The sequence below is a fragment of the Stenotrophomonas sp. CFBP8994 genome (assembly GCF_034044835.1).
Lineage (GTDB): Bacteria > Pseudomonadota > Gammaproteobacteria > Xanthomonadales > Xanthomonadaceae > Stenotrophomonas > Stenotrophomonas rhizophila_A.
Window position 1 is genome coordinate 728,677 of sequence record NZ_JAXCWT010000003.1, and the last position, 25,555, is coordinate 754,231.

The following is a 25,555-nucleotide window of genomic DNA, read 5'->3' on the forward strand; positions in this document are numbered from 1 at the left end:
GAGGGCGTCAGCTGGTGTGATCCGCGCGCGAAGGTTGCCTGACCGGTTCAGCGCATCTCCAGTTCGCCGCGCGCATTGCCGCGCACCACGCGCAGCACCAGCTGCTGCGGGCGCTGTTGGAAATTGGCGCGCCAGCTGGCCAGGTCGGCGAATTCACCCACGCTGGCCTGGATGATCAGATCGCCGGCGACCAGGCCCGAATTCGCCGCGCGGCTGCCGCGCTTGACGTCGCTGACCATGACCCCGCTGCTGCCGGCCTGGCGCAATGTCTCGGGCAGGTCGACGAAGGTGGCGCCGCTCAACCGCGGGTCCAGCGATTCACCGGCTACCGCGCGCGGCTGTTCCTTCAGCGTGGCCTTGAACTGAAGCGGCTTGCCATCACGGCGCACCTCAAGTGTCAGCGCGCTGCCCACCGGCTGCAGGCCCTCCACGTTGTGCAGCGCCACCGCGCCATCCACCCGCTGGCCGTTGGCCGACACCACCACATCGCCCGGCTTCAGCCCGGCCGCAGCAGCGCCCGAACCGGCCAGCACGCGGGTGACAAGCGCGCCACGCGCTTCGCTCAGGCCCAGGTTCTGCGCCAGCGCCTGGGTGAGGTTCTGTGCTTCGATGCCCAGCGTGCCGCGCACCACCACGCCATGCTTGATCAGCTGGTCCACCACATCGCGCGCGAGGTTGGTCGGAATGGCCAGGCCCAGGCCGATGTTGCCGGCCATGCTGCCCTGCGGGTTGAAGCTGGCGGTATTGATGCCCACCAGCTGGCCCTGCAGGTTGACCAGCGCGCCGCCGGAGTTGCCCGGGTTGATCGAGGCATCGGTCTGGATGAAGTTCTGGTAGCCCAGCCCGCGGATGCCGGTGCGGCCCACCGCCGAGACGATGCCCGACGTGACCGTCTGGCTGAAGCCGAACGGGTTGCCGATGGCCACCACGAAATCGCCCACGCGCAGCTGCGTGCTGTCGCCCAGCGGCAGCGCGGTGAGCTTGTCGGCCGGAATGCGGATCAGCGCAATGTCGGTGTCGCGGTCCGAACCGAGGAACTCGGCCTTGACCGTGCGCCCGTCCGACAGCGTCACCTGCACATCGTCGGCGTTCTCGATCACGTGGTGGTTGGTCAGCACCAGGCCTTCGGCCGCATCGATGATGACGCCCGAACCGAGCGATTCGTTGATGCGCTCCTGCGGCACTTCCGGGAACAGGCGGCGGAAGAACGGGTCGTTGAAGTACGGGTTGCGTACCCGCACCACCTGCTTGGTATTGACGCTCACCACCGCCGGCATCACCCGCTCCAGCATCGGCGCCAGCGACGGCACCGGCTGCCCGGCCACCGATGCAGGCAGCGCAGCGGTCGCCGGAATGGCCAGCGTGGCCGGCGCCGCTTCAGCGCGGTTGTCCAGATGGGCGTTGATGGCGGAAGCGACAAAGCCTCCGAAGGCGGCGGCAAGCGCGAGCGTGAGCAGGGTCGGGAGCGGTCGCATGGGAGTCCGGTGGGCGGAAAACACGTATACGGTAAATCAAGCTGAATGAGTCTGTGCGCTGCCGGCTAAACCGGCGATGAAATCGACCCCGGCCACCGCCGCCCCTGCGACCTTCCGTGCCGTTGACACGCCCCCGTGCCGGCGTAAGCTGGATCCAGGTCGGCCACTAGATGTTGCGTTGCCGACCCAGAATGCCCCAAGGCGTTGGGTTCGCCAGCGGGTACACCCGGTGACCACGCGATGGAGCCTGCCTCGAATGCGTACGGTGCAAACGGACGTGATTCCCCCGGAGCTGGCCACGGGCGACGTGCCGCTGCAGCCGGCGTCGCTGGATATCTGGGACAAGAAGTACCGGCTCAAGACCAAGCAGGGCCAGGCGCTGGATGCGGACATCGACGCCACTTACCTGCGCGTGGCGCACGCCCTGGCCGACGCCGAACTCACCGAGGACAAGCGCCGGCACTGGCGCGAGCGCTTCACCTGGGCGCTGCGCCGTGGCGCCATTCCCGCCGGCCGCATCATTTCCAATGCCGGCGCGCAGGCGCACAAGCCGGCCACCAGCACCATCAACTGCACGGTCTCGGGCACGCTCGAAGATTCGATGGACGGCATCCTGCGCAAGGTCCACGAAGCCGGGCTTACCCTCAAGGCCGGCTGCGGCATCGGCTATGAGTTCAGCACGCTGCGCCCACGCGGCGCGTTCGTGGCAGGGGCTGGTGCACACACCTCCGGCCCGATGTCCTTCATGGATATCTTCGACAAGATGTGTTTCACCATCTCCTCGGCCGGCGGCCGCCGTGGTGCGCAGATGGGCACCTTCGACGTCTCGCACCCGGATGTGCGCGATTTCATCCGGGCCAAGCGCGAAGACGGCCGGCTGCGCCAGTTCAACCTGTCGCTGCTGATCACCGATGGCTTCATGCAGGCCGTGGACAACGACGCCGACTGGCCGCTGGTGTTCCCGCTGAGCCTGCACGAGGCGGGCGAGTTCGACCTGGCCGATCCGGCCGCCGTGCAGTGGCGCGAATGGCCCACCCACCGCGACTACGTGGTCCGCGAAGATGGCCTGGTGGCCTGCCGCGTCTACGGCCAGATCCGCGCCCGGCACCTGTGGGACATGATCATGGTGTCCACCTATGACTACGCCGAACCGGGTTTCATCCTGATCGACCGGGTCAATGAAATGAACAACAACTGGTGGTGCGAGGACATCCGCGCCACCAATCCCTGCGTCACCGCCGATACCTGGGTGCACACCGCCGCCGGGCCGCGCCAGGTGGCCGAGCTGATCGGGCAGGGGTTCCACGTGCGCGTGGAGGGGCAGGACCATGCCACCACCGATGCGGGGTTCTTCCGCACGGCGCGCAAGCCGGTGCTCGCCCTGCAGACCCGCGAAGGCCATCGGCTGCGGCTGACTGCCGACCATCGGGTTCGCCGGGTCACCCACCGCACCCGCTGGCAGGTGCAGAGCGAGTGGTGCGAGGCGGGCCAGTTGCAGGCGGGGGATGAGGTACTGCTGCAGGACCATCGCGCCGCGCCGCACTGGCCGGGTGCGCTGGCGCATGAGCAGGGTTACCTGCTGGGGCTTCTAGCGGGCGACGGGACTCTCAAACAGCATGGGGCTGTCCTTTCGGTGTGGAGTCAGGCGGCGGTCGCCAATGGCGACCCGGGAGTGCCTACCGCAGGGACCCGCGCGCTGATGGATGAAGTAATCCGCTGCACGCGAACCCTATCGCACCGCTCCGACTTTGCTGGCTGGTCGGAAGTGAAGGGGCGAAACGAGTGGCGCCTGACGTCAGCCGCGCTGCGCGATCTTGCCCAGAAGCTGGGCATGTCCCCGGGCCACAAACCGATCACCCCGGCGCTGGAAAAGCTCTCCAGCGATGCCTGCCGTGGCTTCCTGCGCGGCCTCTTCGACGCCGACGGCAGTGTGCAGGGCAACCAGGGCAAGGGCGTATCCGTGCGGTTGGCGCAGTCTGATCGTCCGCGCCTGGAGGCGGTGCAGCGCATGCTGCTGCGGCTCGGCATTCCCTCCACCCTCTACGCCCGCCGTGAGGCCGGACACGCTGTGCTGCCGGATGGCCGCGGTGGCCAGCGTGCTTACCCCACCCTGGCCCAGTTCGAACTCGTGGTCAGCGGCGAAGGCGTAGCCCGCTACGACGCGCTGATCGGGTTTGCCGACACCGACAAGGCCGCGCGCCTGACCCGGACGCTGGCCGCCTACCGCCGCATGCTCAACCGCAGCCGCTTCTTCGCCACCGTTGAAAGCGTGGACCCGGACGGGGTGGAAGACGTCTACGACGTCCAGGTACCTGGCATCCACTGCTTCGACGGCAACGGCCTGCATGCCCATAACTGCGGCGAACAGCCCTTGCCCCCGTATGGCGCGTGCCTGCTCGGCTCGGTCAACCTCACCCGCTTCGTGCGCGACCCATTCACTGCCCAGGCCCGGTTCGACTGGGACGAATACAAAGAAGTGGTGCGGGTGTTCACCCGCATGCTCGACAACGTGGTGGAGGTCAACGGCCTGCCGCTGGAACAGCAGCGCCAGGAGATCCTGCGCAAGCGCCGGCACGGCATGGGCTTCCTGGGCCTGGGCTCCACCCTGGCCATGCTGCGCATGACCTATGGCGCGCCCGACGCCTGCGACTTCACCGAGGCCATCGCCCGCGAGATGGCCGTGGCGGGGTGGGAAACCGGGCTCAGCCTGGCCCGCGAGAAAGGGCCGGCGCCGATCATGCAGGAGACCTTCGAGGTCACCGCCGCCATGCTGCGCCAGCGCCCGGAAATGGCCGCCGATGGCTGGCGCGCCGGCCAGAAGATCGAGGGCAAGGTGCTGCATGCCCGCTACAGCCGTTACATGCAGCGCATTGCCAGCGTGGCCCCGGAGCTGGTGGAGGAGCTGGCCGAGATCGGCGCCCGCTTCACCCACCACAGCTCCATCGCCCCCACCGGCACCATCAGCCTGTCGCTGGCCAACAACGCCTCCAACGGCATCGAGCCCTCGTTCGCCCACCACTACAGCCGCAACGTGATCCGCGAGGGGCGCAAGAGCAAGGAGAAGGTGGACGTGTTCTCCTACGAACTGCTGGCCTATCGGCACCTGGTCAACCCGCAGGCCATGCCGTTCGCCGACGAGGATGGTGCCCGCCTGCCGGACTACTTCATTGCCGCCGACGACATCTCGCCCAAGGCGCACGTGGATGTCCAGGCCGCCGCGCAGAAGTGGGTGGACAGCTCCATTTCCAAGACCGCCAACGTCCCCACCGACTACCCCTACGAGCAGTTCAAGGACATTTACCGCTATGCCCACGCGCAGGGATTGAAGGGCTGCACCACCTTCCGTTTCAACCCCGCCGCGTTCCAGGGCGTGCTGGTCAAGGAGGCCGATCTGGAGAACACCACCTACCGTTTCGAACTCCAGGACGGCGCAGTTGTGGAGGTAAAGGGCAACGAACAGATCGAGTATGACGGCGAATTGCACACCGCCGCGAACCTGTTCGACGCGCTCAAGGAGGGCTATTACGGCAAGTTCTGATTGTGCAGCCGAAGCTGTTTTCAAGTGGTTTCATGCGTGATTCCCGTCCGCGCCGGATTCATGGCGCCGGCCGGGCAAGCACAAAGGCGGCTCACGGGCTGCGACAAGACCGTTCCACGATCGTCCGCGCCGGTATAGCATCGCCAGCGAAATCACTGACTGGCCCCTCAGGAGGCAAAACATGAGCAACGGAAATGGCGTCACCGCGACCCTGTCGCAGGGTGTGGAAACTGTGAAAGAAACCGCCGGCAACGTTGGCGAGACCATCGCCCACACCGCTGAAGAAGTGGTCGCCTCGGTGAAGAAGACCGCCAAGCGCGCGCGCAAGGCTGCCACCACCCAGGTTGCCAAGGTCAAGAAGGCCGTCAAGAAGGCCGAGAAGACCGTCGCCAAGAAGGCTGACAAGGCCGCCAAGTCGGTCGGCAAGAGCCTGGCCACGGCCAAGAAGAAGCTGGAAACCGCCAAGAGCAACGCCAAGGCCGAGGCCGCCGCGCTGACCAAGAAGGTCGCCAAGAAGAAGGCCGCTGCTGAAAAGGCCGTGACCAAGACCACCAAGGCCGCCAAGAAGGTTGCCGGCAAGAAGGTCGCCACCGCCAAGAAGGCCGTGACCAAGAAGACCACCGCCGCCAAGAAGGTCGTGGGCAAGAAGGCTGCCACCACCAAGAAGGCTGTCGCCAGGAAGTCGGTTGCTGCCAAGAAGGCCGTGACCAAGAAGACCGCCACCGCCAAGAAGGTTGTCGGCAAGAAGGTCGCCACCGCCAAGAAGGCTGTCGCCAAGAAGTCGGCCACCGCCCGCAAGGTCGCTGGCAAGAAGACCGTGGCCGCCAAGAAGGTCGTAGGCAAGAAGGTTGCCACCGCCAAGAAGGCAGTCGCCCGCAAGTCGGCCGCCACCAAGAAGGCCGTGACCAAGAAGACCGCCACCGCCCGCAAGACGGTCGGCAAGAAGGTCGCTGTCGCCAAGAAGACCGTGGCCCGCAAGTCGGCCGCCACCAAGAAGGCTGTCGCCAAGAAGACCGCCGTTGCCCGCAAGTCGGTTGCCCGCAAGGCTGCACCGGCCAAGCGCGCCGCCAAGACCGTGGCCCGCAAGGCCCCGGCCAAGCGCGCCCGCAAGTAAGCAGGTAATGCACGGCGCCTGCCCCGCGCGGGCGCCGTGAACACCGAGGAAACGCACCATGGCTGTCAGGATCGATCAGAAGATCACCGGGTATGCCGTCGTCACCCCCGAGGAGACGCGCCAGGCAGCGCCCACCGCCGCCCCGCTCCCGGACGCCGCCAACGACATCGTGCAGATGCACGAGCGCATCGAGCGCCCCGACGTCCTGGTCGGCAACACCTACAAGATCAAATCGCCGATGGTGGAGCACGCCTTCTACGTGACCATCAACGACATCGTGCTCAATCCGGGCACCGAACACGAGCTGCGCCGGCCCTTCGAGGTGTTCATCAACTCCAAGTCGATGGAGCACTTCCAGTGGATCGTGGCGCTCACCCGGATCATGTCCGCCGTGTTCCGCAAGGGCGGGGACGTGACCTTCCTGGTCGAGGAGATGAAAGCCGTGTTCGACCCGCGCGGCGGCTACTACAAGATCGGCGGCGCCTATATGCCCTCGCTGGTGGCCGAACTGGGCAGCATCGTCGAACACCACCTCAAGTCGATCGGCCTGCTGCACGACCCGGAGATGAGCGCCGCGCAACGCGCGCTGATCGCCGAAAAGCGCCGCGAGTACGAAGCGCGGGAGAGCGAAGAGCTGGCCATCACCGGCGATGGCGCCAGCTTTCCGCCCAGCGCCAGCATGTGCGAGAAGTGCTTCACCAAGGCACTGGTGTTCCTGGACGGCTGCGCCACCTGCCTGAATTGTGGGTATTCCAAGTGCGGGTGAGCTGACGCCGATGCGCAACCTGGACTTCAGCTCCTGGCAGGCCATGCTCTCCACCTTGGTCGGGCTGGCGGTCATCACCCTGATCGGCGTGGGCATCCGCCTGGTGTTCATGCAGACCCTGCAGCAGCGCCGCGAGCGCGAGAACCGCCAGATCAACGAGCGGCTGCGCACCCTGATAGCCGCCTACAAGACGCTCGGCGGGTCGTTCACCGGCGCGCTGCATGTCGATCCGCGCCACCTGCGTGACCTGCGCCAGGCACCCGGCGAGGGCGACGAAACGTTGAACCTGCCACTGAGCACCGGTAGCGACCGTGCACGCCGGATCCGCGATGCGGTGGAAGCGGCGCTCTCGGACATCGTGCTGCTGGGCACCGACGACCAGGTGCGGCTGGCCGCTCATGCGGCCAACGAACTGGCCGCAGGCCGCGCGGTGCCTACCGCCGAGCTGGTGGTATCGCTGCGCGATTTCATCCGCGAGGCGCTGGACCTGGCGCCCATTCCCGCCAGCGTGGCGATTCCGCGCCAAGGCCCGGCGCGGCCTGCGGCCGGTGGTGCGCGGGGCAAGGCCGAGGCCGGCGACCGCGCCGGGGGCAAGGGCGGCGGCGGTGGTGGCATGGGCGGCATGGGCGGTGGCGGCGCCGGGATGGGCATGGGCCACGGCCAGGACGACGACAGCAGCCACGCGCGCTGAGCGGGGCGGTGGCTGCCTGGGCCGTCGATTCGCCCGCTACAGCGCCTACTTCTTGAGTTCCACGATCGGTACGAAGCCGCCGTAGATCATGCGCTTGCCGTCGAACGGCATGGGATTGTTGGCCGGATCCATGCGCGGGTCCTTCATCATTTTCTCCATCCCCGCATCGCGGGTGGCCTTGTCCGGCCATTCGATCCAGGAAAACACCACGGTCTCATCCTGCTCCGCTTTTACGGAGCGGAAGAAGTCGGTCTGCTCGCCTTTGGGCACATCATCACCCCAGCACTCCACCACGCGCAGCGCGCCGAATTCCATGAACACCGAATCGCCTTCGTTGGCGTGTTTGATGAATTTGTCTTTGTTGGCGGTGGGTACGGCCAATACGAAACCGTCGATATAGGACATCTGCAGCCTCCGGTAACCGGTGCACCACGGCGGGCACCTTCAAGGAATACGACGCGTGGGGGCGCGGGAAATCGACAGTGCCTCCAGGGCAGGCTGGAGGCGGTGATGATTTCGTTAATCCGGCATATGTGGCCGGAAAATCAACGGGTTAAGTCACTGGCGCGCTGCATTGCAGCGAAGCAAGGGTAAGAAAACCCTTAACGACGGTGAGGAACATCCTGATATTCGCGCGCCGCTATCGGCCTCACTATGCAAGCGCCGGGCAGGCCACCCCAAGGGCCCTGCGGTTTGATGCCAGAGCTGCGTCAGCCGGTGCAACACGGAAGATGGACGCGTTAGCCGACTACTCCCCAAGAGCGGCTTCCCCAGCGCGTGACGCCCTGCAAGGGTATCGTCGTGACCGGATTCCCTTCGCCCTGCCGAATCATTTCGGCATGAGTCCAGCGGCGACCTCTAGATCACTCCCATTCCCTTGATCCACGCGTTGTAAACGCGAGGTTCATTGTGCGCGGCGAACACACACAGCACACCTGAAAAATGCAGCGCGCGCGTATATGACACGACGCGTCTGAATGGATGCCAAAAATTCGCGTAGCCGAAACCGGCTTACTTCAGGGCGCGTTGTGTCGAATAACGGAGAATTTACATTCCCGATGCAGAAGCCGCTTGTGCCACTGCACGAACGAAACAACAGAAAAGGTGTACCCCCATGAAGACCTCCTTGATTGCCCTGGCGCTCGCCGCCGCTCTGCCGTTCGGCGCTTCGGCCGCTGAAGGCCTGTCCTACAATTACGCCGAAGGCGATTACGTCAAGACCGATGCCGATGGTGGCAAGGCCGACGGTTGGGGTGTGAAGGGTTCGTACGGTTTCCTGCCGAACTTCCATGCGTTTGGTGAATACAACCAGCAGAAGACCGACATCGGCAACTTCAAGGTTGACCAGTGGCGCGTCGGCGTGGGCTACAACCACGAAATCGCCACCAGCACCGACTTCGTGGGCCGCGTTGCCTACAACAAGTTCGACCCGAAGGAAGGCCTGGACTTCAACGGCTACAGCGCTGAAGCCGGTATCCGCACCGCGTTCGGCCAGCACGCCGAAGTCTACGCAATGGCCGGCTACGAGGATTACAGCAAGAAGCACGGCATCAATCCGGATGGCCAGTTCTACGGCCGCCTGGGTGGCCAGGTGAAGTTGAACCAGAACTGGGGCATCAATGGCGATATCAAGATGGATCGCCACGGTGACAAGGAATGGTCGGTCGGCCCGCGCTTCAGCTGGTAAGCGGCGCTTGATCGTTCTGCTGCGTGCCTGACTGGCGCAGCGACAAGGGCCCGGCACATTGCCGGGCCTTTTTTGTGGGCGCGAAAGGCGTACCGACCAACGGTCGGTACCTACCGCCGCATATACCGGTCGGCGGCCACCACGGATGGTCGTGGGTCCGAAGCAACGGTTGGCGGCCACCACGCATGGTCGCGGGTCCGCAGCAGACGGTAGGCGGCCACCGTTGGTGGTCGCGGGCCCGCAGGCGATAATGGCTCGGCCTCCCGGAGAACCCCATGTCCCAGCCGACCCCACTGCAACAACCCCGTGTCGGCTGTGGTGCCGTCATCCAGCGTGCCGATGGTGCCGTCCTGCTGGTCAAGCGCGGGCGTCCGCCCGAGCAGGGCCACTGGGGCCTGCCCGGCGGCAAGGTCGATTGGATGGAGAAGGTGGAAGACACGGTGGTGCGCGAAGTGCTGGAAGAGACCGGCCTGCGCATCGCGTTGGAGCGGCTGCTCTGCGTGGTGGACCACTTCGAGCCGACGCTGGGCCAGCACTGGGTGGCACCGGTCTACCTGGCGCGCACGCTGGACGACACGCCGGCCGCATCGCTCGAACCCGAAGCAATCCTTGCCGTGGACTGGTTTGCGGCCGACGCATTGCCCGCCCCCCTGACCCGCTCGGCCACCGAAGGGCTGGCGCGGCTCGCCGAGCCGCGCTGAACCGCGCGCGCTATCGCCGCGCGGCGGCGCCGTCACCGCGCGCCACCGCTTCCACTTCCTCGCGGCTGGTACACGCGGCATCACCCGGCGTGGTCATCGCCAGTGCGCCGTGTGCCGCGCCGAGCTCCACCGCCGCCTGTTCGCCCAGGCCTTCCAGCAGGGCATGCACCACGCCGGCCACGAAGGCATCGCCGCCACCCACGCGGTCCAGCAGGTCGACTTCGCGCGCGGCGGAGACGAACAGCGCCTCGCGGTTGCGCAGCGCGCCGGCCCAACCGTTGCGGGCCGCGTTGCTGGCATCGCGCAGGGTGAACGCCACCGCCTGCAGGTTGGGGAACCGTTCCATTGCGCGGAGCGCGGCTGCATCGGCCGGTCCCACGTCCATCGGTGTCTCGCGCCGGCCCAGGTCGGCCAGGTCCATGCCCAGGCAGGCCGCGAACGAGTACTCATCGCCAATGAGCAGGTCGCACTCGGCGGCGATGGCGCAGTTGGCGTGCCGTGCCGCGTCCGGATCCGGGTGGCTGTTCCACAGGCTGGCGCGGTAGTTGAGGTCGTAGGACACCGCCACGCCATGCCGGCGCGCGGCGCGCACGGCAGCGATGGCCGTCTGCGCGCTGCGCTCGGACAATGCGGCGAAGATGCCACCGGTGTGCAGCCAGCGCACCCCGTGCACGCCGAACAGCGTGTCCCAGTCGTATTCGTCGGCTTGCAGCTGTGAGGCGGCCGAGTACGCCCGGTCGGACACCCCCAGCGGCGCGCGCACGCCGAAGCCGCGCTCGGTGAAGTTCAGCCCCATCCGCGTGTTGCGGCCGATGCCGTCGTACTCGCGCCAGAGGATCTGGCTGCTGTCCACGCCGCCGGCCTGGATCAGCTGCTGGGCCAGCAGGCCCAGCTCGTTGCGCGGCAGTGCGGTCAGCACCGCCGTGGCATGGCCGAAGGTACTGCTCAACCCGCGTGCCACGTTGTACTCGCCGCCGCCTTCCCATACCTGGAACTGGCGGGCGTTGCGCACGCGGCCTTCGCCCGGGTCGAACCGCAACATCACTTCACCCAGCGCCATCGCGGCCCAGCGTGGGCTGGCGTGCCGGGCCAGCTGGAACTGCTGCGTGCTCATCGTGCCTTGCACCCGAGCACGGCCAGGTCCACGCCATCGGCCATGCGCCGGTAGCCTTCATCGTTGGGGTGCAGGAAATCGCGGGTGATGGCTTCCGGCAGGAACTCCGGCTTGGCCGGATCGCGCAGGATCTGGTCGAAGTCGATCAGCGCATCGAAGCCACTGCGGCCACCGCGCATCCAGGTGTTGAGCGTGGTGCGGGTGCCGGCCGATACGGGTTCGTAGCGGTCCGATCCGCCGAACGGCGTCATCGTTGCGGCAATGGCGCGGATGCCGTTGCTGTGCAGGCGCTCGGCCACCTGCCGGTAGCCCAGCACCATGTCATCGGCATTGCGGCCGGCCACCGGCGGGGTGCCGCCGTCATGGCGGATATCGTTGATGCCTTCGAACAGGATCACCCGATCCACGTGCGGCAGCGCGATCACATCGCGGTCCAGCCGGGCCAGCGCGCTGTGGCTGCGGCCATGGTCCATCACCTTGTTGCCGCTGATGCCGGCGTTGACCAGCACCACCTGGTCCGGGCAGGCCTGCTGCAGGCGCGTGGCCAGCAGCGAAGGCCAATCACCATTGCTGCCGCGCGTGGCAGTGGCACCTTCGGTGATCGAATCGCCCAGTGCAACCACCACGATCGGCGTGGTGCTGCGCTCGGCCAGCACTGCCGATACCACGTTCTGCCGGTAGGCCAGCTTCACGTTGTCGGCAACCTCGGCCTGGCGGCCGTCGGCAATGCGCAGCGCGGTGCGCCGCACCGCTGGCTGGGTGGGTTCGGGAAAATACACGGTGAGTGAGACATCTGCCAGCGCCGGCACCGCCATCGGCACCGGGTCGCTGAGCAGCACCGCGCCCACCGGCACGGTGACCTCGCTGCGCCCGTTGAAGGTCACCAGCCTGGCCGGCGTGGCCATGCCGGTGCGCTGTGCGGTGGCGCCGCCGATATGCAGCGGCGCCACGCCCAGCTCGTTGGTAATGCGGAAGCGCAGCGCGGTGGCCGAGCTGGCCAGGCGCATGTCCTGGCGCACGGTCTGGTTGGCGAACTGCACCGGTGCTTCCGGCGTGCCGTCCTGGCGGTCGGGCGCCGGCGAGGCGGTCCAGGCCGGTACCCAGACCTGGGCCTGGGTGGGCAGCGCCGCGGCGCAGGTGGCAAGTGCAAATGAAAGTGCAGTGATCCAGCGCAGCATGGCGGCCCTCCCAGGCGGTCAGCGGTCTATCAGGAGAAGTAGGTGCCGCCGTTGACGTCGACGTTGGCACCGGTGATGAAGCCGGCCGCATCCGAGGCCAGGTACACGGCGGTGTCGGCCGCTTCCTGCGGGCGGCCCTGGCGGCGCAGCGGGGTGTTGCCGGCCACGGCGCTACGCACTTCCGGCTTGGTGAACTCATCGTGGAAGCGGGTGGCAATCATGCCGCAGCACAGCGCGTTGACGCGGATACCGCGCGGGCCCAGTTCCTTGGCCATGGCGCGGGTGAAGGTCATCACGGCCGCCTTGGCGGTGGCGTAGATCGACGCGCCCGGTCCACCGCCATCGCGGCCGGCCTGCGAGGCGAAGTTCACGATCGCGCCGCCTTCGGGCATGTGCGGCACCACCGCATGGGTGGTCAGGTAGACCGAGCTCATGTTGAGGTCCATCACCTTGTGGAAGAACGCCGGGTCGATCTCGGCCAGCGGGCGGCGCTGCACCATGCCACCGGCCACGTTCACCAGCACGTCGATCCGTGGCCCGAACGCGGCCTGGGTGGCGGCAACCATGCCGGCCACGGCCTGCGCGTCGGTCACGTCGGCGCGGTGCACGATGGCGGTGCCGCCGGCGGCCTGCACCTGCTGCAGGGTGTCCTGCGCGCTGGCTTCGTCGTTGGCGTAGTTGATGCACACCTTGGCGCCGGCCGCGGCCAGCTTCAGCGAGATCTCACGGCCGATATCGCGGCCGCCACCGGTGACGATCGCCACCTTGTCCTTGAACTGATTCATTTGGTACTCCAGTGATGCGAGGGGGAAAAGGAAAACCTCAGCGGGAAGGCGGCGCGTCGAGCTTCTCGACGCGTCCGGTCACCAGCCACAGGGCAAGCAGGGAAGCGGGCACCAGCGCCGCCACCAGGATGAAAATGGGTGCATAGGAGTCGCGGGTCATCACCGGCACGAGCCAGGTGGTGATCAGCGTGCCGGCCACGGCGGCCATGCCGCCCAGCCCGGCCAGCGAGCCGACCGATTTGCCGTTGAAGATGTCGCCGGGCAGGGTCTGGATGTTGCCGATGGCGATCTGGAAGCCGAACAGCACGAAGGCAATGGTCACCACCGCCCACACCGGGTCGGTGGCCAGCACCGCGCCCAGCAGCGCCGGGGCCATGATCGCCCCGCCCAGGGTGATGACCCATTTGCGTGCGCGGTCGACGCTCCAGCCGGCCCCGATCAGCCGCCCGGACAGCCAGCCGCCGCCGAGGCTGCCGATCATCGCGCCCACGTAGGGCACCCAGGCAAAGATGCCGATCTGCTTGATGTCGAAACCGAAGGTATCGGCCAGGTAGATCGGCAGCCAGGACACGAACAGCCACCAGATCGGGTCGATGAAGAAGCGCGTGGTGAGGATGCCCCAGGTCTGCCGGTGGCCCAGCAGCTGGCGCACGTTCGGCACGTATTCGACCTTGGGCATGGCCGGCTGTTCGGCCGGCGCATCCAGGATCAACGCGCGTTCGGCCGCGCTCACCCACGGGTGCTTGTCCGGGCCGGCGCGGTAGATGATCAGCCACGGCAGCAGCCAGACGAACCCGATGGCGCCGATGAGGATGAAGGTGCCGCGCCAGCCCAGCCACAGGAACAGCACTGCGATGAGGGGGGCGGAAATGATGGCGCCGATCGACGCGCCGGCGTTGAACACGCCTTGCGCCAGGGCCCGCTCGCGTGCCGGGAACCATTCGGCGTTGGCCTTGACCGCGCCGGGCCACGCGCCTGCTTCGCTGATGCCGAGCATGGCGCGCACGATGCTGAAGGACAGGATCGAGTGGGTTACCGAATGCAGCGCGATCGAGATCGACCACACCGCAATCGACAGCGCAAAGCCCATGCGGGTGCCGATGATGTCGAACAGGCGGCCGAACACGAACTGGCCGGCGGCGTAGAACAGCATGAACACCGTGACCAGCAGCGCGTAGTCTTCCTTGGTGGCGCCTACGTCCTTGGAAATCTGTGGCCACATCACCGCCAGGGCGTTGCGGTCGATGTAGTTGATCACCGTGGCCACCGCGATCAGCGCCACGATCAGCCAGCGCACGTAGGAACGGGTTCGGGTGCTCACGTTCATTTGCCGCCCTTGCCGGTGGCCGTATCGAAGCGCTTCCAGCCACCGCTCCAGTTCCAGCGTTGGCCGTCGGCGCTCACCTCATGGCTGCCGCCCCTGGACGGGTCATCGGCAATGCCCAGCGCCACGCGCTGGCCACCGGCCAGGTCCAGCACCAGCACGCTGGCGTCCTTGCCACGGTAGTGAGCCAGGCGGTCGATGCGGCTGTTGGCGCCGCGCACGGTTTCGGCGGTGCCGTCGTACTGGCCATGCGGTTCCAGCACGCCGTAGAAGGTAGTGGACGCCTGGCCATCCACGCGCTGCAGCAGCAGCGGTTCGCGGCGCAGGTTGAACGAAGGATCGTTCGCACCGCTCTCGCCGATCAACGCCCGCGCCGGCGCGGTGCTGGCGAAGCGGTAGGTGTAGAAGCGCCCGTCCAGCAGCCAGGTCAGGCTCCGCGCCTCAGTGCCCGGTTCGCTGGAGGCATCCACCCACACGTGCTGGTAGCCGTTGGCCTTGCCCAGCACCGGGCGCGTGGTCACCGCCGACTGCGCCTTGAAGCCCACGTCCATGATGTGGCCGTTGAGGTGCAGCGGCAGGTCGTAGCGGGCCGGCGTGCTGCCGTCCACGCGCAGCAGGTCCAGCACCACCGGCTGGCCCAGCGATGGGTGCGCGAGCAGCGCCTGGGTGCGGGTGAAGCTCACCCCGTCATACGCACCGTCCATGCGTGCCGACACGATCTGGGTGTCGTCGGTCACCGCGAACAGCAGCGGGGCGGGGGCCAGCGGCTGGCCCTTCTTCCAGTCGCCGCCGAAGTGGCTCTGCTCGTTCACCACCAGCGTGTTGTGCGCCAGCGTCTGCCGCGCCCAGCTGGTGTTCTCGGGCAGGTAGATGCCGCCGGACTTGGCTTCGATGTTGAGGAAGCGGGCGGCGCCGTAGTCGGTGACCACGCGCTGGCCGTTGTCGTAGAACAGCCAGTTGAGCTTGTCGAAGTGGCCGTGCCCCATGCCCTGCTTGGTGTTCTTCATCACCAGTGCCTGGCCGTCTTCGCCACCCATGCGCAGGATCGCCAGCGCGCCTTCGGTGCCGTCCGGGCCATCGCGCAGCAGGGTGGGCACGAAGGCATAGGGCTTGGCCTTGTCTTCAGCCAGCGCCCTGGCCACCTGCAGCCCTTCGGGCGAGAGCAGCACGCGCTTCTGGCCCTTGGCGACCGACAGCAAGCGGGCATCGCCGGTGTTGGCGTAGGCGATGTCGATGCCGGCCACCAGTTCCTCGGTGTCCAGACCCTTGTCCAGGATCGCATCGTTGATCGGGATGAAGTAGCCGCCGTAGCTGCTCTGTACCAGCGCATCCACCGCCTTGAGCAGCACCCCGTCGCGGCGCTTGAAGATGCCGCGCTCGGGTTCGTTGCGCTGTACCGCGTTGGCGAACAGGATGAAGGGCGCCAGCGCGTAGCGCTGGTAGTAAGGGCCCTCTTCGTAATAGCCATCCGGCGAGAACAGCTGGTCCACCTGCTTGAGGAAGCCGGCGTTGCCATCGCGCTTGCTGCCCTTCAGCGCCTGGTCCACCAGCACCGGGTCGCGCAGCACGTACCCGGTCATGCCGGTGGCGGCCACCGCCCAGGTCGCGTGGTTGTGGATCTTGTCGAAGTTCTCCGGGTTGCCGCTCAGGAACTGCGCCATCGGCCGGAACACGTTGTCGTCGATGGTGCGGCGCTCATCGGCGCTGAGGCTGTCGCGGATCGCGTCGTAACCCTGCACCGCGTTGACCAGCCACACCGAATCATTGAGCGTCTGCCAGAACAGACGCCCGGGAATCTGCCCGCGTCCTTCCGGATGCGCGCCCAGGCCGGGGTACAGCTTGGCGTAGCCGAGGAGTACATCGCGCGCGAAGTTCGCATACGCTTTGTCGCCGGTGAGCCGGTACAGCGCGCCTGCGGCCTGGATGGCCTGGTAATTGCGCTTGTGCTGTTCGTGGGTGTAGCCGCCGCCCTTGTCCTTGGGCACCGGCACATCGATGCCGGCCTTCATCATCGCGCGCACCAGCTTCTCGGCACGCGCCTGTTCCCTGGCGAACATCGGGTAGCCGGCGCCATCGCGGCGCATCTGCTCCCACTGGGCGTCGGTGACCAGCACCGGTGCGCTGCTGGCTTCGGCACCGCGCGTGGCGACGTTGGGCGCCTGGGCGTGCGCGGCGGGCAGCGCGGCGGCGCTGAAGGTGGCCGCCAGCAGCAGCATCAGGGACGTGGAACGCGTCATGGCAAAGTCTCGGCTGGGGTATCGGACTGCAGCGCCGCCGTAGCGGTGAACGTGGTGTTGCGCAGGCGCAGGTGTGGCTCGCCTGTCTGATGGGTGAAACGCACCCGGCCGCTGCGCAGCCAGGTGGTGTCGCTCAGGTGGGCCTGCTGCACGCCGTGCAGGCGCAGGCTGGTGTCGCCCACGTTGCCCACCTGTTCCAGGCGGCTGCCGCGCAGCTCGAAGGCCGGCCCGAAGGTGCTTTCATCGGTGCCGCCGCGGTACAGGTTCACCAGCGGGCCACCGATGCGCTGGAAGATCGAATCGACAATCTCCACCGTTTCGGCGTTGTAGGTGCCCAGGTCGTCGGTCTCGGCGGCGGCGGCGATCACGCTGCCGCTGATGTCGTTTACCGTCACGCCGTGCAGCCGGATCAACGCGGCGAACGTGCCCTTGCCGGTGTTGATCACATCAAAGGCCTTGTTGCTGCTCAGGTCGTGGATGCGGCTGTTGGCGATCTCCAGCGTGTAGTCGAAGGCCTGGCTGCCCGGCGGTACGCGGATCACCGCGTTGCCGGCCGCATCCGGCGCCAGGCTGCCGTCGATCTCCAGCCCGGCCAGGCGCAGCGAGCCGCCGGGGCGGATCTCGAACAGCGAGGGCCGTGAGAAACGCAGCGTGGCCTTGCCCTTGGCCGGGCCGATCACGCTCAGCGGATGGTTTACCGCCAGCACCTGGCTGATGCGGTAGTCACCGGGTTGCAGCTGCAGGCGGTCGCCTGCGGCGCTGGCCGCCACGGCGGTCACCAGGGTGTCTTCGCCCGGCGCGACGCGATGCGCGCGGCCGCTGTCCAACGCGGTCTGGGTGATTTGTTTGGGATACCACGCCACGCCGACCTGTTCGCGCGGCACCGGCTCCAGGTCGCGCGGTGCGCCCACCTCAATACCGGCCGGCGGATACAGCAGGCCGTTGGCCGCGCGCTGCAGGGTGAGGCTGCGGCCCTGCACGCCGTTGGGGAAACCGGGCGACGCCGCCGGGCTCTGCACGTTGCCACTGAAGGCAATGCCGGCAAGGTCGCCCTGCGTGCGCAGCAGCTCGCCGCTGCCATCGCCGACGAACAGGTTGTCGGCGATCTTGCTGCGCACCGGCATCGCGTTGCGCTCCTCGTCCAGCCCGGCGCCGAGGAACAGGTAGCGCGCCTGCACGAAGCTGTTGTGGCTGATCAGCGCGTTGTCCACCTGCTCATAGCGGTTGAGTGGCGCATCGCGGGTGCCGGCCATCACCGCCAGCGCCGAGGCAAAGCCATCGCCGGCCACGCCTTCGAAATAGTTGTCGCGCACGATCTGGTCGCGGTTGATCACCCGCACCCCACCGGTATGGGGCTTGCCGTTGCCCAGGAAGATGTTGCGCTCCACCACGTTGCCGTGGCCGTGGCGCAGCACCATCGACCCGCGCGATTCCTTGAACACGTTGCCGCGGTACAGGTTGCCGCCGGACTTGTTGGAGACGATCTCCACCTCGCCGTCGGTGTGCTCGAACCAGTTGTTCTCCACCACCGTGTTGGAGGCCGACTGCGAATCGTGGCTGGTGCCCACCCGGATGGTTTCGCCGCCGTTGCTGCCCAGGTTGGGGCGCGGCCCGAACCAGTTGTGGTCGATGCGGTGGCGGTTATCCAACCCGCTGGTGGCATTGCGCACCACCACCAGGGTGGTGCCGGCGTTGGTCTTGCCCACCAGCTGGTTGTGGTCGAAGCGATTGAAGCGGCCGTACATCGCCACCCAGTTGTCGGACTGGGCGCGGTCGGGCTTGTTGTAGCCATCAATCACGATGCCGGTGACCCGGCTGTGCTCGGCCCAGGCCTTGGAGGAGCTGCGGAAGCTCACCACCTCACCACCCGGCGCCCAGCCATCGCGGAACACCAGGTTGGAGACTTCCAGGTAGGCCCCGGCCAGCCGCAGCTGCGATTGCCCGCTCAGGATCACCTTCCCGGGCGTCTGCGCGGTCAGACGAATTGGTTGACCAATTGTGCCGGTACCCGTCAGCAGAAGATCCACATCCCGCCACGTTCCATCGGCCAGAACGACAGTATCGCCGGGCTTCAGGCCCTTCGCAGCGGAAACGTACCCAGCCGCGTCGTGCACAAGGTACTCGGCCGACCAGGCAACGCCAGGCAGCAGCGCCAGCACGGTAGCGGCGGTTCCCAAACGCCGGCCAGTCCGGCTGATCGGCCCCATAACGCATGGACCCCACCGAAACCAACGCTGTACCGCCCTACTCACAACCTCAGCTTGTTGCTGTGCCACAGGCTAACCCTCCCAGATCACCATGGACGCCAACACGAGTCCGGATGGTAACAGCCTCGACCGCAACAACGTCAACCACAATCGCATACCACTTTAGGCATATGTGGTTGGCCATTTGCGCAAATATCTGCTGCATCCGCACATAAAATTGGTTGTAACTGGCCTAGGTGCATCACCGGGGTAGACTTTAGTACCAATTCATTGACATTGGTCCTCCAACCGTGAATCTTCCGGATCGAATCCGTGTAGTCGGACGATCCATCCTGGGAGGGAGATCACGATGTTGCATGACCGCCGTACGGCCTCGCCACGAGGCTTCCGCCACACCGCGCTGCACAGCGCGCTGTTCTATGCCCTGTGCGCCACCGCGGCCCTGCCGCTGGCGCACGCACAGGACGCCGCCCCGGCCGCCGCGCCGGCGCAGGCCACCACACTGGACCAGGTCCAGGTGACCGGGACCCGCGGCACCATCCAGACCTCGATCGACAAGAAGCGCGACGAGACCGTGGTGTCCGACGTGCTCTCGGCCGAAGACATCGGTGACCTGCCGGCACTGTCCATCGGCGAAGCCATCGAAACCATCACCGGCGCCTCCACCCACCGCGAGAAGGGCGGCGCCTCGGAAATCTCGATCCGTGGCCTGGGCCCGTTCCTGGGCTCGTCCACCTTCAACGGCCGCGAGGCCACCAACGGCAGCGGCGACCGCTCGGTGAACTTCAACCAGTTCCCCTCGGAGCTGATCAACACCGTGGCCATCTACAAGACCCAGCGCGCCGACTTCGTCGAAGGCGGCACCGCCGGCACCGTCAACATGGAAACCGTCAAGCCGCTCGAGTACGGCAAGCGCACCTTCCAGCTGGACGGGCGCGGCACCTGGCAGGAATACGACGACCGTCTCAAGGACGGCGACGGCGTGGGCTGGCGCGGTACCGCCAGCTACATCGACCAGTTCGATTTCAGTGGCGGCGGCAAGCTCGGCGTTTCGCTCGGCCTGCAGGCGCTGGAAGGCAGCAACCCCGAAGAAATGTTCTCCAGCAGCACCACTTGGGCCGCCTGCGATGGCCGCGAAGTGGTAGGCGCCACCCGCAACTGCACCCAGGTCAACGGCAACGACGTGGCCAACGGCGTGCCGTATTACCTGGTGCCCGGCAGCCGCCTGTATCGCCAGTTCATCGAACACGACAAGCGCGATTCGCAGTTCGGCGCGCTGCAGTGGCGGCCCAACGACGCGGTGGAAGTGAACCTGGATTACCAGCACTCCAAGCGCGACTACACCGAAGACCGTTCGGACCTCACGCTGTCGTCGATGATGCGCAACATCAACAACCGCGTGGTCACCGATGACGGCGCGCTGCTCAGCCACACCGGCAGCACCACCATCGATTCCACCGGCAATTTCCTTGAACGCAACGAGGAATACACCGGCGGCGGGTTCAACGTGATCGTGCGGCCCAGCGCGGCGTGGATGTTCTCCACGGATCTGTCCTACTCCAACACCCAGCGTTCGCAGATCGAGCGCTCCACCCGCCTGCGCGCCGGACGTACCGACGTCAACGGCAGGCCGGTGGCCGGCATCAAGAACACCCGCTATGTCGACTACACCTACGACTACAGCGGCGATGTGCCCAGCATCTACCTGGACCCGGCGTTCGACGTGAACAACCCGGACAACTTCACCGATTCAGCCCTGATCCGCCGCCGCCAGCAGGATCGCGAACACACCATCCGCGCCGGCCGCTTCGATGCGGCATTCACCCCGGAAAGCGGCTTCTTCACCGCGCTCAAGGGAGGCCTGCGCCGTTCCGAAGCGACCTACACCGACTTCACCGACACCGTGGATGTCACCACCACCAATGTCGCCGCGATCCGCGCCGCCAACCAGGCCTGCCGCCAAGCCTTCCCGCAGGATGATTTCCTGGCCAACGCCAGCGGCAACACCATCGACCAGTGGGCCACCTTCGACAGCCGCTGCCTGTTCAAGGCCTTCACCGGCGTGGACGACACCGGTCTCAGCGCGGACCTGCGCGACCCGGCCAACAACGATGTGACCGAGAAAACCAGCGCCATCTACCTGATGGGCGACTACAGCAGCGAGTGGTTCGGCGTGCCGGTCACCGGCAACATCGGCGTGCGCTGGGTGCACACCGACGTGCGTTCGATGGGCCTGCGCAGCGGGCTGGACGTGGTCAACAACCCCGACGGCACCGTGACCCTGCGGCCCACCGGCGATTTCACCCGGCAGGTGCTCAAGGCCAGCAACAACGAATGGCTGCCCAGCTTCAATGCCGCCTTCGAACTGCGCCCGGACCTGCTGCTGCGCGTGGGTGCCTACCGTGCGATGTCGCGCCCGGACCTCGCCGCGCTCGGCTACGGCCGCAGCTTCAACCTGGACGAGGTGGATACCGAGTTCGGCAGCGTGGCCGATGCACTGGGCAACATCACCGCCACCGGCAACCCGCGCGCCACCCCGCTGATGTCGTGGAATGCCGATGTCTCGCTGGAGTGGTACGCCAACGCCGATTCCATGCTGTCCACCGCCGTGTACTACAAGCAGTTCAATGGTGGCTCGGTGCCGGTGGTGGTGGGCGAGAACTTCGACATCGACGGGGTGAGCGTCACCGTGCCGGTGGAGCAGCTGGCCACCAGCGACCAGAAGAGCGACCTGATCGGCTTCGAGCTCACCGGCTCGCACAGTTTCTCCTACCTGCCGGGCATCTTCGCCGGGCTGGGCGTGAAGGCCAGCTACAACTACGCCCATTCCAACTTCAAGACCGAAGACCTGCGCCTGGGCGAGTCCACCGATCCGGTCACCGGCATCGTCACCCCGGGCATCGTGGAGCCGGCCAACATCTTCGGCCTGTCCAAGCACGTCGCCTCGGCGCAGGTGTACTGGGGCCTGGGCAAGCTGGACCTGCAGGCCATCTACAAGTACCGCTCCGATTACTACCAGCAGTTCGTGGGCGACCCGGCGCAGAACCGCTACGTGCGCGACAATGGCTCGTTGGACTTCCGCGCCACCTACAAGGTGAACAAGCACCTGTCGGTATCGCTGTCGGCCAGCAACCTCACGGACGAGCCGCGGGTGTCGGATATGCCCATCCTGGGCAGCTTCCGCGAGTACACCACCTACGGCCGGCGGTATTATCTGGGGGTACGCTACCGTTTCTAAGCGCAACTCCGGTTCCCAGCCACCGTACAGCCAGGCCTTGAAGATGTCCGAACCCCGCCTTTACCAGTCCATTGCCGCTGAAATCGTCGCGCTGATCGAGAAGGGCGAATTCCCGCCCGGCTCGCGCCTGCCCGGCGAACGCGACCTGGCCGAACGGCTGGGGGTGAGCCGGGTCACGGTGCGCGAAGCGGAAATTGCCCTGGAGGCGCAGGGCCTGATCACCATCAAGACCGGTTCGGGCGTGTACGTGAAGGCACGTCCGGCGGCCGCCCCTGGCGCGCTGCCGGATGTATCGGCATTCGACCTCACCGCCGCCCGTGCGGTGATCGAAGCCGAGGCGGCGGCCATGGCCGCCAGCCGCATCACCGATGCGGAAGTGGAAATGCTGGAAGGGCTGATTGCTGCCATGACCGACCCGGCCTCGAGCGAGGCGGCGGCCAGCGAGGCCGACCGCCAGTTCCACCTGGCCATTGCACGCATTGCCGGCAACCCGGTGGTGGAGCACTGCGTGCAGCTGATCTGGCGCATGCGCAACGAGTTGCCGCGGGTGCGCCAGGTGTATGCCAACGTGTGCCACAACGACGGCGACACCCGCAACGACGAACACACCGCCATCCTTGATGGCCTGCGCCTGCGCGACCCCGGCGCGGCGCGCACGGCAATGCGCAATCACTTCCAGCGGCTGTTCGAATCCATGCTGGAAGCCACGGAAAACGAAGCGCTGGCGGAAATCCGCCGGCGCACCCAGCAGGACCGCGAACGGTTCCTGGCCGCCACCGCGCGATAAGGGGGGCTTATTCCCCCTGGTACTGCTTCTCTTCCACCAGCTGCGACCCGGCAATGCGGTTGATCTCGTTCTTCACCTTCACCCGCTCGCCGTTGGTGCCATAAACACCGCGCGCCAGCTGGATGAACTGATCATCGAACACCTGCGCCGCTTCCTTGTCGCGCAGCTGGTCCTGGATGTCCCACATCCGCACATTGATGGCCTTGAGCTGGGTCTTCAGCGCCTCCAGCCCCGGCTGCGCGGCCAGTTGTTCCTGCCACAGCGGCAGCAGCCCATCCAGTTCGGTGCGCACGTTGGCCACCTTGCCGGCATCGGTGATGCGTTCGGCCTTGATTTCCAGGATGGTGATCTTGTCGATCAGCTCGCCAATCGATACCGGGGTCAGGATCGCGTCCACGCGTTTCTCGCTGCAGGTCAGTCAGGGCCGCCATGATAGCGCGGGCCGCCTGAAGGCCTGGTGGGCAGCTTTTACGCCGAATTTGCGCGCCCCGCCGCTGCGGCGCATGGCGCCTTTACGGCCACGCTCACCACACTGTGCGCTTCAACGGCGCGGCCGTTTTCAGGAGTGGTGGACGTGGTGGCAAAGCAGGAAAAAGGGCGCGCACTGCGCCGGATGAGCGGCGTGGTACTTGGCCTGGCGCTCAGTGGCTCGGCGCTGGCGGGCGTGGACGGTAACGCCACGCTGACCTCCGATTACGTCTGGCGCGGCAGCTCGCAGACGATGGAAGATCCCACGGTGCAGGCCGGGGTCAAGCTCAGCAGCGAATCGGGCTGGTATGCCTCGGTCTGGGGCTCGGGGGTGTCGTTCGAACCGGATGCCGGTGCACGCAGCGAATTCGACATCGTCGCCGGCTGGAGCGGTGCGCTGGCGCCGGATTGGGCGCTGGACGTCAACCTTACCCATTACCTGTACCCGTCCACCGACGTGGACCTGGACTGGACCGAGCTCAACAGCACGCTGACCTGGAAGGAGCGCTACTGGGTGAGCGTCGGCGTTTCCGACGACGCCCTGGCCAGCGGCCGCACCGGCACGTACGCCCAGCTGGGTGCACGGCTGCCGCTGAGCGAGCAGTGGCGCATCGAAGGCGCGGTGGGCCAGTACTGGCTCGACAGCGCGTACGCCGACGACTACCTGCACGGCCAGCTCAGCGCCATCTGGAAAGTGCATGGCCCGTGGGAGCTGCGCCTGACCGCACACGACACCGACCGCGCCGCCAAGCGCCTGTTCGGCAGCAATGCCGGTTCCCGCGTGGAATTCGCGATCCAGACAACGTTCTGAGGTGCGGGCGGTGATTGAAACCGCACCGTTTCGCCAGCGGTCATGCCTTACCGGGGTACCCACCCGCGCGTGCGGTCGATAGGGATGCGACCCTACCGGCGTCGCCCATGCCGCATCGCCAATGCGCACCGACCAGGGCCGGTGCGCAAAAACCTGCCCGTCGGCGCGCCGGGAGGGTAGGGTCGGTTCCCAAACGACTGCCGATACGGTCAATCGGCCCTTTAACGCATGGACCGCAAACGGAGCGTCGACTTATGCCTGACGAACGCGCAGCGTCAAACCCTTCAGGAAATTACGCAGCAGCTGATCGCCGCACGCGCGGAAATTCTTATGATCCGGCTGCCGGAACAACGCCGACAGCTCCGGCTTCGACACCGGGAACCCCGCGCTCTCGAAGATCGAATGCATATCCACATCCTTCAGCTCGAAGGCCACCCGCAGCTTCTTCAGCACCAGGTTGTTGGTGATGCGCTTTTCCACCGGGCGCAGCGGCTGGCTTTCATCGCGGCCACGGAACTGCACGATCAGCCCATCCAGGAAGTGCGCCAGCGTGCGGTCATCGCAGGCCGCGAACCCTTCCTCGTCTTCCTTGCGCAGCCAACCGGGCACATCGGCCTTGTCCACCACGAAGGCCGGGTCGGCCAGGGCACAGATTTCCGCAATCTTTCCGTCGCTCAGGTCGAGCATGTAACGGATGCTGCGCAGTACATCGTTGTTGATCATGAGACGTCCAATACCGCCGACGCGGCTGCGTGGCTGGCCGCCATTTTACCCCCACCAGCCGCCGGGCCCCGAAACGGCCGGTTGCGGCTGTCATCTGGCTGCCATGAAAGTGAAGCACAGTGCGCTCCTCAGGCATCAACAGGCAGTGGAGCAGGCAATGCGCAGGTGGCAGGTTCTGGCGGGTGTGGGCATGGTCTGGCTGGCCGCGGCGGCCTCGGCCCAGGCCCCGTATGTGGCGATCGAACAGCGCGTGGACCCGCAGCAGCTGGCCGACGTGGGGCTCACCCCCGCCCAGCTGCAGACCCTGAACCGCCTGCTGCGCGAGGCCGACGCCCGCGCCCCGGCGCCGGCTCCGGTGGTTGCCGCGGCAGCCCCGGCACCGCTGCCCGGCGCGCCCACCCCGGCCCCGATGTTCCCCGGCCTGGACGATGGCCCCATCCATGCCAGCGTCACCGGGCAGGTGGATGGCTGGCAGCCGGGCACCGTGTTCACCCTCGACAACGGCCAGCAGTGGCAGGTGCTCAAGGGCGAGATGAAGCTCAAGGCCAGCCGCAGCAACCCGCCCATCGTGGTGGTGCCGGGCATTGCCGGGCGCTGGTTCCTGCAGGTGGATGAAGACCTGCCCAAGGCCCGGGTGTTCCGCATCCGCTGATTCCGCCAGCGCCCGCCAACACAGCGCGGCGCAGGGTGCGAAAATGGTCGGGAATCCCA

The 25,555-nt window shown here is 66.7% G+C and carries 20 protein-coding genes; 10 read left to right on the forward strand and 10 right to left on the reverse strand.

Going from position 1 to position 25,555, the window contains the following annotated elements:
• Positions 1–47: 47 nt before the first annotated feature.
• A complete protein-coding gene (locus SOM39_RS11760) occupies positions 48–1,475 on the reverse strand; it encodes a Do family serine endopeptidase (protein ID WP_306989995.1) in 1,428 nt (475 codons plus the stop codon).
• A 256-nt stretch (positions 1,476–1,731) separates the two neighbouring features.
• Here SOM39_RS11760 and SOM39_RS11765 point away from each other — a divergent pair, with 256 nt between their 5' ends.
• The 4 genes from SOM39_RS11765 to SOM39_RS11780 all read left to right on the forward strand — a co-directional run bounded on the left by SOM39_RS11765 (position 1,732) and on the right by SOM39_RS11780 (position 7,584).
• A complete protein-coding gene (locus tag SOM39_RS11765; RefSeq protein ID WP_320458442.1) occupies positions 1,732–5,013 on the forward strand; it encodes an LAGLIDADG family homing endonuclease in 3,282 nt (1,093 codons plus the stop codon).
• Positions 5,014–5,194: 181 nt separating this feature from the next.
• A complete protein-coding gene (locus tag SOM39_RS11770; protein ID WP_320458443.1) occupies positions 5,195–6,127 on the forward strand; it encodes a histone in 933 nt (310 codons plus the stop codon).
• A gap of 58 nt (positions 6,128–6,185) precedes the next feature.
• Positions 6,186–6,893 carry an NrdJb gene (locus tag SOM39_RS11775; RefSeq protein WP_093534994.1) on the forward strand — a complete coding sequence of 236 codons (708 nt, stop codon included), beginning with the start codon at positions 6,186–6,188 and terminating at the stop codon, positions 6,891–6,893.
• A gap of 10 nt (positions 6,894–6,903) precedes the next feature.
• Positions 6,904–7,584 carry a hypothetical protein gene (locus SOM39_RS11780; RefSeq protein WP_320458444.1) on the forward strand — a complete coding sequence of 227 codons (681 nt, stop codon included), beginning with the start codon at positions 6,904–6,906 and terminating at the stop codon, positions 7,582–7,584.
• 45 nt (positions 7,585–7,629) lie between these two features.
• On the opposite strand, the gene SOM39_RS11785 is transcribed toward SOM39_RS11780, so the two are convergent.
• Positions 7,630–7,989, reverse strand: a complete 360-nt coding sequence (locus SOM39_RS11785) for a DUF1428 domain-containing protein (protein WP_320458445.1) — start codon at positions 7,987–7,989, stop codon at positions 7,630–7,632.
• Between the two features lie 709 nt (positions 7,990–8,698).
• Between SOM39_RS11785 and SOM39_RS11790 the strand changes: the two genes are divergently transcribed.
• Together SOM39_RS11790 and SOM39_RS11795 are read left to right on the forward strand one after the other, a co-directional pair.
• The gene (locus tag SOM39_RS11790; RefSeq protein WP_068848647.1) at positions 8,699–9,271 is read left to right on the forward strand and encodes an Ax21 family protein; all 573 of its coding nucleotides are present in this window, start codon (positions 8,699–8,701) and stop codon (positions 9,269–9,271) included.
• Between the two features lie 275 nt (positions 9,272–9,546).
• A complete protein-coding gene (locus SOM39_RS11795) occupies positions 9,547–9,972 on the forward strand; it encodes an NUDIX domain-containing protein (protein WP_320458446.1) in 426 nt (141 codons plus the stop codon).
• A 10-nt stretch (positions 9,973–9,982) separates the two neighbouring features.
• Here the strand turns inward: SOM39_RS11795 and SOM39_RS11800 are convergent, their stop codons facing one another.
• The 6 genes from SOM39_RS11800 to SOM39_RS11825 are packed head-to-tail and all read right to left on the reverse strand — an operon-like array spanning position 9,983 to position 18,787.
• Complete coding sequence (locus tag SOM39_RS11800) at positions 9,983–11,086, reverse strand: sugar kinase (RefSeq protein WP_320458447.1); 1,104 nt, start codon at positions 11,084–11,086, stop codon at positions 9,983–9,985.
• The gene (locus SOM39_RS11805; RefSeq protein ID WP_320458448.1) at positions 11,083–12,264 is read right to left on the reverse strand and encodes a GDSL-type esterase/lipase family protein; all 1,182 of its coding nucleotides are present in this window, start codon (positions 12,262–12,264) and stop codon (positions 11,083–11,085) included. The genes SOM39_RS11800 and SOM39_RS11805 overlap by 4 nt, the downstream gene beginning before the upstream one ends.
• A 29-nt stretch (positions 12,265–12,293) precedes the next feature.
• Positions 12,294–13,049: a glucose 1-dehydrogenase gene (locus SOM39_RS11810; protein ID WP_320458449.1), complete on the reverse strand. Its 756-nt coding sequence runs from the start codon at positions 13,047–13,049 to the stop codon at positions 12,294–12,296.
• Positions 13,050–13,086: 37 nt separating this feature from the next.
• A complete protein-coding gene (locus tag SOM39_RS11815) occupies positions 13,087–14,376 on the reverse strand; it encodes an MFS transporter (protein ID WP_306989988.1) in 1,290 nt (429 codons plus the stop codon).
• Positions 14,373–16,610 (reverse strand): oligoalginate lyase, encoded by a 2,238-nt coding sequence (locus SOM39_RS11820; protein ID WP_320458450.1) that lies wholly within the window; start codon positions 16,608–16,610, stop codon positions 14,373–14,375. The genes SOM39_RS11815 and SOM39_RS11820 overlap by 4 nt, the downstream gene beginning before the upstream one ends.
• Positions 16,607–18,787 (reverse strand): polysaccharide lyase 6 family protein, encoded by a 2,181-nt coding sequence (locus SOM39_RS11825; RefSeq protein WP_320458451.1) that lies wholly within the window; start codon positions 18,785–18,787, stop codon positions 16,607–16,609. The genes SOM39_RS11820 and SOM39_RS11825 overlap by 4 nt, the downstream gene beginning before the upstream one ends.
• 379 nt (positions 18,788–19,166) lie before the next feature.
• On the opposite strand from SOM39_RS11825, the gene SOM39_RS11830 reads away from it, so the two are divergent.
• Together SOM39_RS11830 and SOM39_RS11835 are read left to right on the forward strand one after the other, a co-directional pair.
• Positions 19,167–22,055, forward strand: coding sequence for a TonB-dependent receptor (locus tag SOM39_RS11830; protein ID WP_307107602.1), 2,889 nt, complete (start codon positions 19,167–19,169; stop codon positions 22,053–22,055).
• A 43-nt stretch (positions 22,056–22,098) separates the two neighbouring features.
• Positions 22,099–22,842 carry a FadR/GntR family transcriptional regulator gene (locus tag SOM39_RS11835; RefSeq protein ID WP_068854509.1) on the forward strand — a complete coding sequence of 248 codons (744 nt, stop codon included), beginning with the start codon at positions 22,099–22,101 and terminating at the stop codon, positions 22,840–22,842.
• A 7-nt stretch (positions 22,843–22,849) separates the two neighbouring features.
• On the opposite strand, the gene SOM39_RS11840 is transcribed toward SOM39_RS11835, so the two are convergent.
• The gene (locus SOM39_RS11840) at positions 22,850–23,239 is read right to left on the reverse strand and encodes a DUF6165 family protein (RefSeq protein ID WP_093534974.1); all 390 of its coding nucleotides are present in this window, start codon (positions 23,237–23,239) and stop codon (positions 22,850–22,852) included.
• Between the two features lie 216 nt (positions 23,240–23,455).
• Between SOM39_RS11840 and SOM39_RS11845 the strand changes: the two genes are divergently transcribed.
• On the forward strand, positions 23,456–24,121 hold the full coding sequence (locus tag SOM39_RS11845) for a TorF family putative porin (RefSeq protein ID WP_249834316.1): 666 nt from the start codon (positions 23,456–23,458) through the stop codon (positions 24,119–24,121).
• 252 nt (positions 24,122–24,373) lie between these two features.
• Here SOM39_RS11845 and SOM39_RS11850 read toward each other — a convergent pair whose 3' ends face one another.
• The gene (locus SOM39_RS11850; RefSeq protein ID WP_320458452.1) at positions 24,374–24,844 is read right to left on the reverse strand and encodes a DUF1456 family protein; all 471 of its coding nucleotides are present in this window, start codon (positions 24,842–24,844) and stop codon (positions 24,374–24,376) included.
• Positions 24,845–25,001: 157 nt separating this feature from the next.
• On the opposite strand from SOM39_RS11850, the gene SOM39_RS11855 reads away from it, so the two are divergent.
• On the forward strand, positions 25,002–25,496 hold the full coding sequence (locus SOM39_RS11855; RefSeq protein ID WP_320458453.1) for a hypothetical protein: 495 nt from the start codon (positions 25,002–25,004) through the stop codon (positions 25,494–25,496).
• Positions 25,497–25,555 lie beyond the last annotated feature (59 nt).

What these genes read in the sequence shown, in the direction of transcription:
- SOM39_RS11765 (WP_320458442.1), top strand. Translation starts at nt 1,732, where the DNA reads ATGCGTACGGTGCAAACGGACGTGATTCCCCCGGAGCTGGCCACGGGC.
- SOM39_RS11795 (WP_320458446.1), top strand. Translation starts at nt 9,547, where the DNA reads ATGTCCCAGCCGACCCCACTGCAACAACCCCGTGTCGGCTGTGGTGCC.
- SOM39_RS11775 (WP_093534994.1), top strand. Translation starts at nt 6,186, where the DNA reads ATGGCTGTCAGGATCGATCAGAAGATCACCGGGTATGCCGTCGTCACC.
- SOM39_RS11855 (WP_320458453.1), top strand. Translation starts at nt 25,002, where the DNA reads ATGCGCAGGTGGCAGGTTCTGGCGGGTGTGGGCATGGTCTGGCTGGCC.
- SOM39_RS11760 (WP_306989995.1), bottom strand. Translation starts at nt 1,475, where the DNA reads ATGCGACCGCTCCCGACCCTGCTCACGCTCGCGCTTGCCGCCGCCTTC.
- SOM39_RS11830 (WP_307107602.1), top strand. Translation starts at nt 19,167, where the DNA reads ATGTTGCATGACCGCCGTACGGCCTCGCCACGAGGCTTCCGCCACACC.
- SOM39_RS11785 (WP_320458445.1), bottom strand. Translation starts at nt 7,989, where the DNA reads ATGTCCTATATCGACGGTTTCGTATTGGCCGTACCCACCGCCAACAAA.
- SOM39_RS11820 (WP_320458450.1), bottom strand. Translation starts at nt 16,610, where the DNA reads ATGACGCGTTCCACGTCCCTGATGCTGCTGCTGGCGGCCACCTTCAGC.
- SOM39_RS11835 (WP_068854509.1), top strand. Translation starts at nt 22,099, where the DNA reads ATGTCCGAACCCCGCCTTTACCAGTCCATTGCCGCTGAAATCGTCGCG.
- SOM39_RS11815 (WP_306989988.1), bottom strand. Translation starts at nt 14,376, where the DNA reads ATGAACGTGAGCACCCGAACCCGTTCCTACGTGCGCTGGCTGATCGTG.
- SOM39_RS11790 (WP_068848647.1), top strand. Translation starts at nt 8,699, where the DNA reads ATGAAGACCTCCTTGATTGCCCTGGCGCTCGCCGCCGCTCTGCCGTTC.
- SOM39_RS11770 (WP_320458443.1), top strand. Translation starts at nt 5,195, where the DNA reads ATGAGCAACGGAAATGGCGTCACCGCGACCCTGTCGCAGGGTGTGGAA.
- SOM39_RS11810 (WP_320458449.1), bottom strand. Translation starts at nt 13,049, where the DNA reads ATGAATCAGTTCAAGGACAAGGTGGCGATCGTCACCGGTGGCGGCCGC.
- SOM39_RS11780 (WP_320458444.1), top strand. Translation starts at nt 6,904, where the DNA reads ATGCGCAACCTGGACTTCAGCTCCTGGCAGGCCATGCTCTCCACCTTG.
- SOM39_RS11850 (WP_320458452.1), bottom strand. Translation starts at nt 24,844, where the DNA reads ATGATCAACAACGATGTACTGCGCAGCATCCGTTACATGCTCGACCTG.
- SOM39_RS11800 (WP_320458447.1), bottom strand. Translation starts at nt 11,086, where the DNA reads ATGAGCACGCAGCAGTTCCAGCTGGCCCGGCACGCCAGCCCACGCTGG.
- SOM39_RS11845 (WP_249834316.1), top strand. Translation starts at nt 23,456, where the DNA reads ATGAGCGGCGTGGTACTTGGCCTGGCGCTCAGTGGCTCGGCGCTGGCG.
- SOM39_RS11805 (WP_320458448.1), bottom strand. Translation starts at nt 12,264, where the DNA reads ATGCTGCGCTGGATCACTGCACTTTCATTTGCACTTGCCACCTGCGCC.